At 46.7% G+C, this 14,975-nt stretch carries 12 protein-coding genes; 8 read left to right on the top strand and 4 right to left on the bottom strand.

Annotated features, from left to right (window positions below):
* The first annotated feature begins 132 nt into the window (after positions 1-132).
* From BP97_RS0104770 to BP97_RS0104750, 5 genes are all read left to right on the top strand, one after another.
* Complete coding sequence (locus BP97_RS0104770) at positions 133-1,191, top strand: Bug family tripartite tricarboxylate transporter substrate binding protein (protein ID WP_036745483.1); 1,059 nt, start codon at positions 133-135, stop codon at positions 1,189-1,191.
* Positions 1,192-1,205: 14 nt separating this feature from the next.
* The gene (locus BP97_RS0104765) at positions 1,206-1,667 is read left to right on the top strand and encodes a tripartite tricarboxylate transporter TctB family protein (protein WP_028548067.1); all 462 of its coding nucleotides are present in this window, start codon (positions 1,206-1,208) and stop codon (positions 1,665-1,667) included.
* 58 nt (positions 1,668-1,725) lie between these two features.
* Complete coding sequence (locus tag BP97_RS0104760; RefSeq protein ID WP_028548066.1) at positions 1,726-3,252, top strand: tripartite tricarboxylate transporter permease; 1,527 nt, start codon at positions 1,726-1,728, stop codon at positions 3,250-3,252.
* A gap of 92 nt (positions 3,253-3,344) precedes the next feature.
* The gene (locus BP97_RS0104755) at positions 3,345-4,271 is read left to right on the top strand and encodes an AEC family transporter (protein ID WP_028548065.1); all 927 of its coding nucleotides are present in this window, start codon (positions 3,345-3,347) and stop codon (positions 4,269-4,271) included.
* Positions 4,272-4,308: 37 nt separating this feature from the next.
* Positions 4,309-5,007 carry a TerC family protein gene (locus BP97_RS0104750; protein ID WP_028548064.1) on the top strand — a complete coding sequence of 233 codons (699 nt, stop codon included), beginning with the start codon at positions 4,309-4,311 and terminating at the stop codon, positions 5,005-5,007.
* Between the two features lie 80 nt (positions 5,008-5,087).
* On the opposite strand, the gene BP97_RS0104745 is transcribed toward BP97_RS0104750, so the two are convergent.
* Entirely contained in the window at positions 5,088-7,202 is a 2,115-nt protein-coding gene (locus BP97_RS0104745; protein WP_036745482.1) for an LTA synthase family protein, read from the bottom strand.
* Between the two features lie 226 nt (positions 7,203-7,428).
* On the bottom strand, positions 7,429-8,235 hold the full coding sequence (locus BP97_RS35315) for a polysaccharide deacetylase family protein (protein ID WP_231506214.1): 807 nt from the start codon (positions 8,233-8,235) through the stop codon (positions 7,429-7,431).
* A gap of 224 nt (positions 8,236-8,459) precedes the next feature.
* Between BP97_RS35315 and BP97_RS0104735 the strand changes: the two genes are divergently transcribed.
* On the top strand, positions 8,460-9,485 hold the full coding sequence (locus BP97_RS0104735; protein WP_028548062.1) for a Gfo/Idh/MocA family protein: 1,026 nt from the start codon (positions 8,460-8,462) through the stop codon (positions 9,483-9,485).
* A 94-nt stretch (positions 9,486-9,579) separates the two neighbouring features.
* On the opposite strand, the gene BP97_RS0104730 is transcribed toward BP97_RS0104735, so the two are convergent.
* Positions 9,580-10,104: a MerR family transcriptional regulator gene (locus BP97_RS0104730; protein ID WP_081823938.1), complete on the bottom strand. Its 525-nt coding sequence runs from the start codon at positions 10,102-10,104 to the stop codon at positions 9,580-9,582.
* 340 nt (positions 10,105-10,444) lie between these two features.
* On the opposite strand from BP97_RS0104730, the gene BP97_RS35310 reads away from it, so the two are divergent.
* Complete coding sequence (locus BP97_RS35310) at positions 10,445-11,737, top strand: voltage-gated chloride channel family protein (protein ID WP_036745481.1); 1,293 nt, start codon at positions 10,445-10,447, stop codon at positions 11,735-11,737.
* 93 nt (positions 11,738-11,830) lie between these two features.
* On the opposite strand, the gene BP97_RS35305 is transcribed toward BP97_RS35310, so the two are convergent.
* Complete coding sequence (locus BP97_RS35305; protein WP_051620365.1) at positions 11,831-13,750, bottom strand: methyl-accepting chemotaxis protein; 1,920 nt, start codon at positions 13,748-13,750, stop codon at positions 11,831-11,833.
* A 243-nt stretch (positions 13,751-13,993) separates the two neighbouring features.
* Here BP97_RS35305 and BP97_RS0104715 point away from each other — a divergent pair, with 243 nt between their 5' ends.
* Positions 13,994-14,905, top strand: a complete 912-nt coding sequence (locus tag BP97_RS0104715) for a phosphate ABC transporter substrate-binding protein (protein ID WP_028548060.1) — start codon at positions 13,994-13,996, stop codon at positions 14,903-14,905.
* Positions 14,906-14,975 lie beyond the last annotated feature (70 nt).

The following is a 14,975-nucleotide window of genomic DNA, read 5'->3' as shown; positions in this document are numbered from 1 at the left end:
ATGCTCACAAAAGAGTTAATATAAATTAATTTTGTTAAACTTTTATAATTTCGGTTCCGGTGTTATTCTGAAAACGTTTAAAGAAAGCGCATACAAATAGTGGTCATAGTAAAAAAATGGAGGGGTTTGCATATGAAAAACGTTTGGACATCGTCGTTAAAGATAACTTCTATCGGTTTGTTGGCTATTAGCTTGGCTGCCTGTGGCAATGCAGGTTCGAAGCCTGCCGCTTCAGGTGGAGAGAAGGGCAAGGATACACCTCAGCAATCGGCATCGAAGTATCCGGAGAAGGCGCTTAGCTTGATCGCTCCTTCCGGAGCAGGAGGCGGCTGGGATATGACAGCGCGAACCATTGCCAAAGTATTGTCTGAGACCAAAGCTTTAGATAAGCCCATTACAGTCGAGAACAAGCCAGGTGGAGGGGGCACGGTCTTCATGGCCGAGTATGCCACCAAGGATGTGAAGGACAACCACAAGCTGTTCGTTAGCTCACCGCCGATTTTGATCAATAATTTGAAGAAAGAGGGCAATACGCCATTCGGCTTCAAGGACACCACTCCGCTGGCTCAATTGACCAAAGATTACGGCGCGATTGCCGTTGCCGCTAATTCCAAATATAACGATCTGAAGTCCTTGCTTAACGATATGAAAGCCGATCCGACTAAGCTGACTGTTGCAGGAGGCTCGGCGCCTGGCTCCATGGATCATCTGGTTTCGATTCTGCCTGCATTCAAGTACGGGATTGACCCGAAGAAAGTAAAATATGTGTCCTATGATGGCGGCGGTGAAGCACTTACAGCCCTCCTTGGCGGCAACGCAGACGTCCTTGGTACTGATGCCTCCTCCCTCGATCAATATTTGAAGGCAGGTAAAATCAAGGTGCTGGGTGTGTTAGCGCCGCAGCGACTTGGAGGCAGCATGAAGGATGTTCCTACATTGAAGGAGCAGGGGATTGATGCTGAATTCCTCATCTGGCGCGGTATTTTCGGTCCCAAAGAAATGAGTGCGGACGCGAAGAAATTCTGGGATGACTCCCTTAAGAAAATGGTAGAATCCGACCAATGGAAAAAAGAAATGCAGGCCAATAATTGGGAAACCGACTACAAAAAAGCGGATGATTTCAAAGCATATTTAACCGCTCAGGAGACGCAAGTCAAAGATATTTTGACCGCTTTGGGTATGCAAAAGTAAGGAGAGGATTGTAAATGAATACAACGTTCGACCGTTATGCCGGAATTGTCTTTCTCGCGATAGGTGCCGCCTTCGTCATCGGGAGCCGCAGCATATCGACAAGCGCGTACGGAAGCAATGTCGGAGCGAACATCTTTCCCATGGTACTGGGAGCGTTCCTTTCCCTAATGAGCCTTAGACTCATTTATGAAACATTTCGGAGGCAGCAGGCGGAGAAAAAGAAGCAGGATTTGGACTACAAGCGTTTCGGCATTATTTTTGCAACGGCTGTTCTATATGCTTATTTTCTAGAGGATATCGGTTTCGTCATATCGACGTTTTTCTTCCTGCTCATAGGCTTTCAGACGATGCAAAGAGGGGGAATCTGGATCTCGCTGCTCATTTCCGCAGCCTTTTCGTACGGCGTGTATTTTCTGTATGTCAACGTGCTGGATGGTTCTCTTCCCGGTTTTCCAACTTGGTTAGGCTTATCTTAGATTACAAGCTTAAGGAAGAAGCATAGGTTCATGCATATGCTTGCAGGAGGTAATGAAATTGAGCACGATTGATTATTTGCTTCATGGTCTGGGAACAGCGATGCAGTGGCACAATCTGGTGTTTGTCTTCTTGGGCGTACTAATAGGGACGGTCGTCGGAGTACTGCCGGGCATTGGTCCGATGAGCGGCGTGGCGCTGCTGATCCCGATTACAGCTACAATGACAAGCGGATTGGGGCCGGAAGAAGCGGCTACAAGCTCGATCATTTTGCTAGCAGGGGTGTATTACGGAGCTATGTACGGAGGCTCCACGACTTCAATTCTGCTGAACACCCCGGGTGAATCTTCATCCGTTGTAACGACGCTTGACGGCTACCAAATGGCCAAACAGGGCAGGGCGGGAGCAGCTCTGGCGATCTCAGCCATTGGTTCCTTTGCGGCGGGCCTTATCTCGCTGGTCGGCTTGATCTTTCTCGCACGTCCGTTATCTGCCGTAGCGATCAAATTCGGCCCTGCCGAATATTTCTCGCTGATGGTGCTGGGGCTTCTGGCCATTAGCGGTTTGGCGGGCAAATCGATGGTCAAAGCATTAATGATGACCGCATTCGGTCTGCTGCTTGCCACCATCGGCATCGACAACGTATCTGGCGTCGCCCGCTTCACATTTAATGTTCCTGAGCTCTATCAAGGCTTGGAATTTCTGACTGTCGCTGTAGGTACCTTTGCGGTGGGTGAAGTGTTCAAGACGATATTGGAACGCGAAGGCAACGATGGTGAGCTGGCCAAGATTAATCGAATCTTGCCGACTAAAAAAGATTTGAAGGACAGCGCAGCTCCCATCGCGCGTGGGTCGGTACTAGGATTCTTCATAGGACTGCTGCCAGGCGCGGGTGCCATTCTAGCCTCCTTCTTCGCCTATATCGTAGAGAAGAAGATCAGCAAAAATCCGGAGAAATTCGGAAAAGGGGCTATCGAAGGTGTGGCATCACCTGAGTCCGCCAACAATGCTGCTTCCGGCGGAGCTATGATTCCGCTGCTTAGTCTCGGTATTCCCTCCTCCGGCACGACAGCCATTTTGATGGGAGCCTTCATTATGTATAATGTGCAGCCGGGTCCGCTACTATTTCAGGACCATCCCCAGCTTGCTTGGGGAGTTATCGCAAGTATGTTTGTCGGTAACCTGATGCTGCTCGTTCTTAACATGCCTCTGGTCAAAGTATTCGCCAAGGTGATCGAGACGCCGACGAAATATTTGATTCCTTTGATTATTGTGTTCTCGGTATTCGGTGTGTACGCGGTGCAATACTCGACGTTCGATCTGCTGCTCATTATGGGCTGCGGCCTTGTAGGATACTTTCTGGCAAAGAACGATTATCCGTTGGCTCCGCTTGTGCTCGGCCTAATTTTGGGTCCGATGATGGAAAATAACATGCGCAGAGCACTGACGATTTCCAACGGGGATTTTATGATTTTTCTGCAAAAGCCGGTATCCCTTGTTTTCCTCATCATAGGGCTGCTCTGGATCACGATTCCTCTTATCCTCAAGATGAGAGGGAAGAATGTATTGGTCAATGAAGAAGGATAGGATGAACGTAAGCGGCAGTGCGCGGCGGTAAGAAGCCTGCGTCTGCTGCTTATCCTTTGTAAAAGGTATTCTTTTTTTCAGGGAGAACCCATATGAATGTATTATTTCTAATTTTACTGAATGTCATCTTTCCTGTATTTCTTTTAATAGGAGTAGGCGTTCTGCTGCATCGCACGTTCAAATTTGATTTGAATACGCTCTCCAAAATCAATACCTATTTCCTGCTTCCTACCGTAAGCTTCGTCAATATTTATCAAAGTGATTTGGCGGGAGGAACATTGCTTCATATTGTTGGTTTTTTGATGCTTCAGAGCTGCTGTCTGATTGTAATCAGCATAGGGGTATCAAGGACCGCTGGCTTCAACCGTAGTCTCTCCTCGACCTTCACCAACAGTGTAGTCCTGTATAATTCGGGCAATTTCGGGCTTCCGGTCAGTCAGCTTGTGTTTCATAATAATCCAATAGGGTTGTCCGTTCAGGTTATCGTAACGATTTATCAGAACCTGCTGACGAACACCTTTGGTTTAGCCAACGCTGTCTCTGCTCAAAGTCAAGGAAACAAAATGGTCAAGGAGCTGCTGAAGAATCCGATCGTGTATGCCTTTTTGCTGGGACTCGGATTGAAGGCTCTGAAAGTACCGATTCCCACTTTTCTATGGAGCCCGATTCAGAATGTGTCCAATGCTTTTTTGGCCATAGCCTTGATTACATTGGGAGCGCAGAGCGCTTATTTACGTTTCAATCGGATAAGCCTACCGCTTGCAATGAGCTTGATCGGCCGATTACTCGTCTCACCGGCTATAGCCCTTTGCTTAATCTGGGCACTTCGTCTGGAGGGAACCGCCGCTCAGGCGTTATTCATCGCTAGCTCTTATCCGACCTCAAGGAACAGCGCCGTATTTGCGCTGGAGTATGGGAATGACCCGGAATATGCGGCACAGACGGTGCTTCTTTCCACATTTTTAAGCAGTATGACCGTTGCGGCGGTCGTCTATGCGTCCAAACTGCTCTTCGCGTAGCTCTGCGCTACAATAAACAGGAAAGGAATTACCCGCTATGGATGTTCAATGGTTGCTGTTAGGACTTTTGCAAATCATCTTTATCAATATCGTGTTAAGCGGAGACAACGCGGTTGTTATCGCGTTGGCGTGCCGTAATTTGCCGCAGGAGCAGCAGAAAAAGGCTATTTTCTTAGGAAGCTTGGGTGCTATAGTACTAAGGGTTATATTGACGTTCGTTGCCGTATGGATGCTGCAGATCCCCTACGTTCAGTTGGCGGGGGGCGTGCTGCTTTTATGGATTGCAATTAAATTGATGAAGCATGAGGACAACGAAGAAAAGTTGGAGTCGAGCCATAAGCTCGGAGCGGCGATAAAAACGATCGTAATTGCTGACTTGGTCATGAGCCTGGACAATGTGCTTGCGGTAGCAGGCGCTGCGGCGGGTAATTTCCTGCTAATCGGATTTGGACTTGCGTTCAGCATCCCGTTGATCATTTGGGGAAGCAAGCTGTTGATGAATTTAATGAACCGGTTTCCTGTTATTGTGCTGCTCGGAGTCGGCCTTCTGGGCTACACATCAGGAGAAATGATACTTAACGATAAGATGGTGGGGCATGCCGTAGAGTCACTTAGTCCGACGCTGCACATTGCTATTCCGATTGCTCTGGCTGTATTGGTTATCGCTGTAGGCAAAATCATGGAGAAGCGTCAGCATCAGAAGGAACAGGAGCAGCCTGTACAAACAGACTACTGATCAGGAGGTTAAAATAAAACAAGCTCGGTCAGATCAGCTGCTTGAAAGCGGCGTTCTAACCGAGCTTGTTGGTGTTGGAATTACTTAACCCCAACGGCCTTTTGCGAATAATCGTATTCATTGGATTTGGCTATAATGGCATTTTTCGAATCCTTCACGATGATTTCAAGCTTTAAAGGAGATGGAGTCGGCTTGTTCTTATCCGTATGAATTTGAGCTGTCAGTTCCTTATCACTGGACCATTGGGTTGCAACCTGCTCCCCATTAATATTTACGATGCTGTTATAAGGAAGATTAGCACCGGTAATTTTTAATATGTCGCCGTCTTTGGAAGGCTCTGTTTGAACTCCGTTAATAACCATGGAACCTGTACCAAGCGTATAATTGCTGTCATGAATTTTGTTCTTCAGACCATCGTAGCCGAACTGTTGTCCGAATATAATATCGTATTGCAGTCTTTCATAGGTTTTCAAGCTGTCCTTGCTTATTTTCATGTCTGCATAGCGATTCTCAGGAGGAATAACCGGAATGCGCTGTGAAAGCTGATACAAGTAATCCGTGTAGTAACTACCAGGTCTTTGCGCTAATTTCAAAGTGTAAGGACCAAGGAACGAGGGACTCATATTGATGTTGTCTTTTGGCGCATGCAAGTAGTTGTTCCACACCAATACAGGGACACGGTACATTTTATCAAGAAAATCTGGATCATTCTCTTTCAAATAACCGCTATCTTTATAGGCCTTATAATCGTCGCCCAAGCTTGGCAAATGATCCCCGAAGAACACGATAATTGTTGGTTCATCGATGCTTTCGTAGTGGGTTACCATGCGTTTCAACATATCATCCGCACCCAGTAGTCCTTGGGCATAGGTTTCCAGCAAGCCTTTGGACTCGCCGCTGACGCCTGAGACTTCAATCGTATTCTCCTTAAATTTGCCTGGATAATAATGATAATGATTCTCCATCGTATTGGCAAAAATAAAGTCAGGACCATCGGTCCGCGCACTAGCATCAAATATTTGTCTTGCTACTTCACGATCGGCGAGATAAGGTCCTTCATAGTCCGATTTCATAAATTCCTGTGAAATAAATTTGGAAAATCCGAACTTCTCATATACCTTTTTGCTATTATAAAACCAGCTGTGGAACGGGTTGATAGCCGTCGTTTTATAGCCTTGACGCGACAAGATGCCCGCCAGCGAATCGATATCTTTATTAATATATTGATTGTACGCAATCGAGCCTTGAGGCAAGAAACGCATCGAATTACCTGTCAGCACCTCGAATTCTACATTGGCCGTTCCGCCTCCATATTGAGGGGAAAGCATAGTGCCGCTGCTATATTTCGAAGTCAATTCGTGATAAAACGGAAGCGGGTCGCGGCTAAATGAAATATCTTTGATCTGAGTCGCATCCCAGAAGGATTCGCTGAGAACGACGATAATGTTAGGCTTAACCTCTCCAGGCTCAGTAACGGCTGGGGTTACGCCTGAAGCTACATTGCGTATGGTGTCCGCATCATAACCATCCGGTTGGCTCATAAAAAGAAATTTCAAATTCATCATCGTGGACAATAGAAAACCGTTCGTCCGAACATTTTCCGTTTGATCCCAAGCCAGGTTTTGTACCTTGGTCCATGTTTTCAAAGATAAAGAACCGTCATTATAAATGGAACCCAGCAGGAGAATAGAGGCGATCCCCAAGACTAAACGGTGCTTCCAGCGAATAAGGAAAGGAAACCGGAGCCGTGGGAGCTTATACAGCAATAACAAGCTGATCGCTATGAAAGCAATGATGCCCGAAATGACTGTAAAATTAAGAAGACCGCTTACGTATTGAACCATATCCTGCGTTTCGCTCGTTAAGAGCAGATCCCATGGCAGGAACGGAACGCCCAGAATACTAAGCTTGACTCCGCTGATCAAACCCATGATGAGAAAGATCGTAGCAACCAGCCAGAATGAGAGACGGACTCTGCCTGTGATGGCGGTTATTAGAAAAAGAACACCAAGAACAACCAGAGTGTTAAGAAAAAGCTCCGGCATCGCATGGAACGTCCAGCTGAACGTGTCCCCCCAGCCGCCCCTGCTCATTAACTCCACTAAAAAAACGATCCATAAGGACCATACAACCATGGGCAACCGCCGTGCCACTTTAATCCCCTGATTGCGAACTGCAAGCTGCAGCTCCCCCATTTATATCACCACATTATCTATATTAAAATTTTGTAAATACCATCCTAGTATAGCACACCTGTAGGCTATGAACATAAGGGAAAATTCGGGGCGGGGCATCGGTTTGGCAACGTTTTTGCAGTTGACTTTTCGACGGATTTATTTCAATCCAAGGAAGGGATTGAACAGCAAAAAAGCTGCATGCTCCGTTAACGGTCAAGCAGCCTTTTTCAGCAGGAGATTTACGCTATTGATTCGCGTTATGATCGTAAGCCAGAAGCTCGGGTACAGTGACAAACGAATATCCGTTATCTTTTAGATAGGCAATAATTAGCGGTAGGGCCTCTATCGTATTATTCAGATTTCCACCTTTTCCACCGGAGGAATGCTGTAGAATAATGCCTCCTGGTCGAACTTCCTTTTTCACGCAATTCATAATTTCAGCAGCTGATTTGCCTTTCCAGTCCAACGTGTCGACGGACCATCCAATGATGACCTGATGCCCTGCGGAGCCTGCAGCTTCCAATACGTCGGGGGATACGGCTCCATAGGGAGCCCGGAAAAGCACTGGATCTTGTCCCGCTATACTCTTCAGCAGCTCGTCGGTCCTTCCGATTTCACTTTGGATTTGCTCGATCGTCTGCTTGGACAGATTTTGGTGATCCCAGGAATGATTTCCGATGCTATGTCCTTCTTGAAGGATGCGGTTAATCACCTGAGGGTGCCTTTGCGCATTTTCGCCGATCAGGAAGAAGGTGGCGTGAATCTGATTTTTTTTCAAAATATCCAGTACTCGCGGCGTATACTTGTTGTCCGGACCGTCATCAAACGTTAAAGCGACTCGTTTATCGGTCATTTTAACCTGATTAACTACCTTAGCGCTGTGATGGACGACTTCCGTGTTCATGGAGGTTTGACTAATCGCTGGGGAGCTAAGAGCTGTGTTTGTTGCTGGAGCAGCAGGAGCGTTCGTTTCCTCTTTTACCGGTTTTTGTCCGCATCCCGCCATGAAAATGAAAATAAAAATAATGATGCTTGCCGCGTACTTACTCATTCCATCCACTCACCTTATTATGTCTATCAATCTATGAATCTATTATAAGCGAAGTGGATGATTTTGTCGTGAATTGTCGACCAAATAGAAGTGAAATATTTTGGTCTATTACTCTTTCAAACTCTTTATGGATTGATTATGATAAAAGAGGAAATTGAAGCGCAGATGAGGTAAGATACGGATAGAAATGCAGCCATTATTCAAAGAAAAGAGGTTGATTGACCATGAACATTCGCATCGGTATGATTGGGGCGGGCGGAATCGCCAAATCACGACATTTGCCCAATTTAAAACAAATAGAGGGTGTTGAGCTGACAGCTGTAGCTAACCGCAGATATGAGAATGCGCAGCAGGCTGCAGAGCAGTTCGGCTTTCGTAAAGCTTACCGGATTTGGCAGGAAGTCGTAGATGATTCTGAGGTAAATGCGGTATTTATATGCACGCCTCCGATCTTACATAAAGAAATATCGGAATATTGCATCTCCAAAGGGAAGCATGTTTTCTCTCAAGCGCGTATGGCATTGAATCTTGACGAGGCTCTGGAAATGCTTAAGCAGGATGAGTCTACGGATCTAACGACGATGCTTTGTCCACCGCCTAACTATATGAAAGTGGAACCCTATGTTATGCAGGTGCTGCAGGATGGGGAGTTAGGCGAAGTTCGGCATGTCCATCTAACACACCCGTCATCACAGTATGCGGATGCGCAAAAGCCGCTTTATTGGAGACAGAGAGCGGATTTGCAAGGAATTAATGTGCTGGACGTGGGGATTATGGGTGAGGTGCTGAATAAGTGGTTCGGCTCCTTACAATCGCTTTGTGCGGACGGACGAATCTGGGTTGAGGAACGGCCAAAGGACTCAGAAGGCAAGAGTCGAGTGGAGCTGCCGGATTCGGTTACAGTTCTCGGTCAGTTTGCCAAAGGCCCGTTGTTGACAGCTTTGTTCACGGGGGCCGTTCTAGGCGGCAGCGGTCAGTTGACGATCTACGGAAGTAAAGGTACATTGACCTGCTACCCCGAGGGCACACATGTCGTGTTGAATACGGGGGGAGGAGAACGGAAGGTGGAGGTACCAGATGCTTTGCGTAAAGAATGGACGGTAGAACAGGATTTCATTCAAGCCGTGCGTAACGGGACGAAAGGTAATCCATCTTTCACCGACGGAGCTCGTTATATGGCGTTCACCCAAGCGATTATGGATTCCATCCGTACAGGACAGCGTGTTGAGGTTGTTCAAATCACTAAGTAGAGCTTTAGCTATCGTTTGAAAAGCCCTGCATTTCCAGTTGGTGGAGTGCAGGGCTTTTCCTGTACATGTGAGAGTAATAAAAAGAGTCGGGGAATTAAAAGAAGCTGAACAGCGCGCTGATGAAGCTTTTTTTCTTGCTTGCTTTCGGCGTTTCACGCAGGCTGGCGAGGGTGCGTTCGGAATGACGGGAAAGGGAGCGTTGGATGTTTTCAATATCTTCTGCCAAGGTCTGGACCGTTTTCCGAATCTCTTCTAGCTCGGTTCGGTGCTGTAATATTTGCATGGAGACGATGTCATCCGCTTTTTTGGCAAGCTGAAGCTCCAGTTGGTTAATTCTCTGCAAAAGCTCGTCCGTAACATGAAAAGAGTGAACAGGCTCAGATCGTTTTGCTGGTTTCTCAGCGGTTGAATCCGAGTCAAGAATGGCTTGCATCGTCTTACCTTGCTGAAGCTGCTCATGAATATCTTTTAGGCGTTCTATATCTTGGGGAGAAAAAATGTAATGTCCAAGCTCATCCTTTTGAAACCAACCTTGAAAAAAGGCAACCCAACGTTTGATCGTGGTGGGGCTTACCCCCATCCTCTGAGCGACTTCTTTTGTAGATACAAATTCCATCATCGCATCCTCCGTTCTGTTCCTTAATCTTTCATATACTAGCTATTCGCTCCTTCCTTACGAGTCCCTGCAAGGGTGACAAAGGTAGTGTCCATTCGCTAAAGAAAGTAGTTTTTCTCGGCAATCATCATGGATGCGACAATCTTTCAATCGGCGTTGTCAATAAGAGGAGCAATGTAGGAGAAAGGTCAAAATATTATAGTTCGTGCGACAAGTTTCATCATTGCTGCTTGCGCCTTCATAAGTGGGGACGGTATGATAGCAGGGTAGGAAAAGATACGGGAAGGTCAATAGTTGGATACAGGTATCCCTGTTTATTTCAAGTAAGGAATGATAATTGTAGATGGAACGATGGACCAGATTTGCTGCCTCAGGGCAGCTTCATTACGGTATTATCAGGTACATGCTGAAATGGCTGTTGATCGGAAGCGTAGTGGGATGCTTGTCCGGTTCCGCTTCGGCTTTGTTTCTGCTGAGTCTGGATGCCGCTACACAAGCGAGAATGAACTTACCTTGGCTGCTTTTTCTGCTCCCTCTTGGTGGTGCACTTGTCAGTTGGATCTATTGGAGATACGGTAAGAGCAGCTCCAAGGGGAACAACCTGATCCTGGAGCAAATTCACGCAGGGAATGAAGCGATTCCGCTTCGAATGGCACCGCTGGTTCTTGGCGGTACGATCGTGACACACTTGTTTGGAGGCTCGGCAGGCCGTGAAGGAACGGCTGTTCAGATGGGTGGGAGCTTGTCAGAGTGGCTCGGTAAATGGATTCGAATCTCACCGGACGATCGGAAAATATTGCTGATGTGCGGCATCAGTGCGGGGTTCGGCTCCGTATTCGGTACGCCCCTTGCCGGAGCGGTATTCGGGCTGGAGGTCATAGCGATAGGGATGATCCGCTATGAAGCGCTCCTCCCTTGTTTTGTTGCCAGCTTCATTGGTCATACGGTAACGACGGCGTGGGGAGTCCATCATGCTCACTATGCCATGGGGCAGGTTCCTCCTCTGACGGCAAGCGTATTGTTGAAAGTCATTGTTGCTTCTATCGTTTTTGGGCTCGTCAGTTTGTTTTTCAGCGAGCTGACGCACAAGCTGAAGCAGTTGTTCACTAGGCTGCTTCCGAATCCGGTAATGAAGAGCTTCGTGGGTGGACTCGTCGTTATTGCACTAGTGTACATCGTAGGTACACGTGATTATCTGGGCTTAAGCTTACCGCTGTTGGCTGATTCGTTCCATGAGCCCGTAGCGACGTTCGCTTTTCTATGGAAGCTGATCTTTACTTCCGTTACGCTGGGGGCGGGCTTCCAAGGAGGAGAGGTGACCCCGCTATTCGTGATCGGGGCTGCGCTCGGCAATGCTCTGTCGGAGCTGCTGCAGCTGCAAGGACCGTTTCTTGCAGGTCTTGGCTTAATTGCTGTCTTTTGCGGCGCGACGAATACCCCGATCGCCTGCTTTATGCTTGGAATCGAGTTATTCGGCTCCGAGGCCGCAGTCTATATGTTTTTGGCATGTATTGTCAGCTATTTATTTTCCGGACATACAGGGATTTACACATCGCAGAGATTGGGAGTGTCCAAAAATCCTGACGTGAGTCTTGCTGAAGATACAACTCTCGGCACATGGAAGCATAAGAGATGATGATTGGATGCTGGATGCTTATTATGTTGTAACAAAAGCTCGGCTCCGGTCTTTCTTCCCTTTAAGGGATAGAAGACTGGGGCCGAGCTTTTTTCATACTGTAACGAGTTTTTTCTCTTCTTCTTTCTTATGGTTAACTTCATCCTCCGACTTCTGTTCTACCGTAGTTCCTTCATTTTCAACTGCGCTATTCGGTTTCATCACATCCGATAATGCAGCTTCACCTTTCGGTTCAGCCGCAGTGTAGTGACTATTTTCCAAATCTTGACCCGTGCCTTCTGCAATTTGAAACTGATTGATTTCATGGAACAGCTTACTCGATAATTCGAGGATATCATCTGCTTGTGAAGCAATAAGCTGAATCGCGGAGTCCTGCTGAACAGAGGTCGAATTGACCTCTACCACGCCTGCCGCCGTTTCTTGAGCGATGGCTGCTACAAACTGTACAGAATCGACGAGTTTGCCGTTCATTTCCTTAGCTGCACCGATCTGCTCCTGAATATGATCAATATGCTCGGACAGTATGTCCATTGACACTCGAATATGCTGGAAGGCATCTATGCTTTCAATCATTTTGCTGTTCTGCTGGTCAACTGATTGTCTAGCGACGTTCAAATACGATTCAAGCTCCTTGGTTTGCTCGAGCAGCGAACGAATAATGATGGCGATAGACTTGGACGATTCGTTCGTCTGAGCGGACAGCTGTCTGACCTCTTCAGCGATGACGGAAAAGCCGCGTCCATGTACGCCCGCACGTGCCGCCTCAATAGCTGCATTTAAGGCCAACACATTGGTTTGATGAGATATATCGGTGATCGTATTCACGATTTGATGAATTTGCACAGTGCTGCCGGATAAGCTCTCCATCGCTGCGAATACCTTGTTCAGCACTTCTTCCGAGGTTTTCGACGCATGCTTTAACGTTTCCATTGAGGTGGAGCCGAGATGGGTATTAAAGGCTGCTTCACGGCTTTTTTGTTGAATCGTTATCGAATTCTCCGCTATTTTCTCAATCTCATGCTCGACTTCTGCAATCAGGTAGGTGCTTCGTTCCGTCTGGCCAGCCTGCTGGTCTGCGCCTGACGAGATTTCCTGAATAGCTCTTATGATATCTGCGTTGGCGATAGCCGTAGAACTCGAGAAGCTGTGAAAGGAGCTGGAATGCTCGGACAACGCAGAAGCTATGGATTGCATATTCGAGAGCATGCTGCGGACCTGATCGATCATATGATCGAAGCTGCGGCTTAAATCGCCAAGCTCATCTCTGGAGCTGCTGTTTATTCTGGCCCTTAAGTCGCCTCTCGCCATAGCTTGTACAGCCTGCTGCAATTTACGGATAGGCTTAACGAACGAGCCAATTAGCAGGTAAGCGATAGCGACACCGGAAATGACAACGAGAATGGATGCGATCCACATCGCCATGACGGTCCGGTCCAGCAAGGTCTGGGTATCTGCTATCGCTTGTGCCGCATCCTCCGAGTAGGAGATGTAGAATTGATCAACGTTGATGAAAATGTCAGCCATTAGTTTTTGCGACTCGTTATACAAATACTCCATATTTTTATCCAAATCAGCCGAAGGAAGCTTATTGTCCTGAACGAGCTTCGCCGCGACATCGAACGTATTCGTATATTCAACCGTTAGAGAGATCAGCTTGCTGCGCCATTTGGCTTGCTCCGGTGTAGTGGCCGTCTCTCCGATTTTCTTGATCATTCCGTCGAATATCGTTCTTTTCTCATTATATTTAGGTATGTAGTCTGCTTTCTTGGATATTTCAAGACCTGAAGCAATGATGTTTAATTCCTGTACCATTTCTTTTAATTCCAACGCCATCAGCTTCAATTCTACTTTATCGTTCTGCTGGCTCAAATGAGCCTTCATCTTGTCCACCTGCTGCAAATTGTACAACGCTGCAATCAGAAACAAGGCGAGCATGGCGGTCATTCCGAGAACAAGCTTCATTTTTAAAGATAAATCAAACATGGTCGGCAGCTTCTTTGTCTGTGTGCGCATGAATAACCCCTCCATTTTTCCTTCATATAAGGAACAAGAACATGAAGCGAAGTCCTAGATCCTTTTTCCTATAGTATAGAAAGGGATTATTAACACAGTACCAATTTTATGTAAAAAGAATCGAAATTCGACAAAAATAACTTTTACATTCCGTTTACGTTTTGCGGGTTCAAACTTTACATTGGCTTGTTAAGATGTCAAAGTAAACAAAAAACGAACGAAACAAAGGGAGGACATGAAGAGATGTTTAAACATTTCTCGAAAAGAGGTTTCAGCTTTGCACTGATCGCAATTCTTTTAATGGGGGTACTTGCTGCTTGCGGTACGAAGACAGCGGCTCCTGATACTAAAGCACCAACAAACGGCGCACAGCCAGCTGGCGATAAAAAGCCTGACCCGGCTGCTGAATTGACTGGCACAGTAACTGCATCTGGATCCAGCGCATTGCTTCCTTTGGTAAAACAAGCTTCCACCGAGTTTATGGAAAAAAATCCGAAGGTAACGGTTAACGTAACAGCTGGTGGTTCCGGTACTGGTTTGAAAAACGTAGCTGACGGCACTTCCGATATCGGTAACTCCGACGTTGCAGCTGGCGACGAGTACAAAGACAAAGGTTTGGTTGACCACGTAGTAGCTATCGCTCCATTTGCTCTGATTGTTAATAAAGATGTGAACGTAGATAACTTGACGAAAGCTCAAGCTGCAGATATTTTCATGGGTAAAATCACGAACTGGAAAGAAGTTGGCGGTAAAGACGCTAAAATCGTAGTTGTTCATCGTCCAGACAGCTCCGGTTCCCGTACCTTGGTTAAGCAAATCGTGTTGGATAACAAAGAATTCACTAAAGATGGCGTAACTCAAGAGTCCAGCGGCGCTGTAGCAACAACTGTAGGTTCTACTGCAAACTCCATCGGTTATGTAGATACTCCTTACTTGAACGATACGATCAAAGCTTTGAAATTCGAAGGTGTAGCATTCTCCAAAGATACTATTAAAGACGGTAAATATCCTTTGTACGGTATCGAGCATATGTACACTAAAGGTGAAGCTAAAGGCGCAGTAAAAGCATTCATCGACTACATCTCCAGCCCTGATTTCCAAGGCAAAAAAGTAGAAGAGCTGAAATTCTTACCTGCTAACCTGCTGAAAAAATAAGAAATTGCTAGAAGAGGAAGATCCGGTTTCTATGAAGCCGGGTCTTTTGTCTATTTTCATTGTATTTCCT

This window comes from Paenibacillus sp. UNC451MF (assembly GCF_000686845.1).
Lineage (GTDB): Bacteria > Bacillota > Bacilli > Paenibacillales > NBRC-103111 > Paenibacillus_S.
Note: the sequence above shows the minus strand (reverse complement) of the source record. Positions and strands in the feature narration are given on the sequence as shown.

Coding starts and splice junctions, on each gene's coding strand:
- BP97_RS0104770 (WP_036745483.1), top strand. CDS start 133: ATGAAAAACGTTTGGACATCGTCGTTAAAGATAACTTCTATCGGTTTG.
- BP97_RS0104765 (WP_028548067.1), top strand. CDS start 1,206: ATGAATACAACGTTCGACCGTTATGCCGGAATTGTCTTTCTCGCGATA.
- BP97_RS0104755 (WP_028548065.1), top strand. CDS start 3,345: ATGAATGTATTATTTCTAATTTTACTGAATGTCATCTTTCCTGTATTT.
- BP97_RS0104750 (WP_028548064.1), top strand. CDS start 4,309: ATGGATGTTCAATGGTTGCTGTTAGGACTTTTGCAAATCATCTTTATC.
- BP97_RS0104745 (WP_036745482.1), bottom strand. CDS start 7,202: ATGGGGGAGCTGCAGCTTGCAGTTCGCAATCAGGGGATTAAAGTGGCA.
- BP97_RS35315 (WP_231506214.1), bottom strand. CDS start 8,235: ATGAGTAAGTACGCGGCAAGCATCATTATTTTTATTTTCATTTTCATG.
- BP97_RS0104735 (WP_028548062.1), top strand. CDS start 8,460: ATGAACATTCGCATCGGTATGATTGGGGCGGGCGGAATCGCCAAATCA.
- BP97_RS0104730 (WP_081823938.1), bottom strand. CDS start 10,104: ATGATGGAATTTGTATCTACAAAAGAAGTCGCTCAGAGGATGGGGGTA.
- BP97_RS35310 (WP_036745481.1), top strand. CDS start 10,445: ATGGAACGATGGACCAGATTTGCTGCCTCAGGGCAGCTTCATTACGGT.
- BP97_RS35305 (WP_051620365.1), bottom strand. CDS start 13,750: ATGCGCACACAGACAAAGAAGCTGCCGACCATGTTTGATTTATCTTTA.
- BP97_RS0104715 (WP_028548060.1), top strand. CDS start 13,994: ATGTTTAAACATTTCTCGAAAAGAGGTTTCAGCTTTGCACTGATCGCA.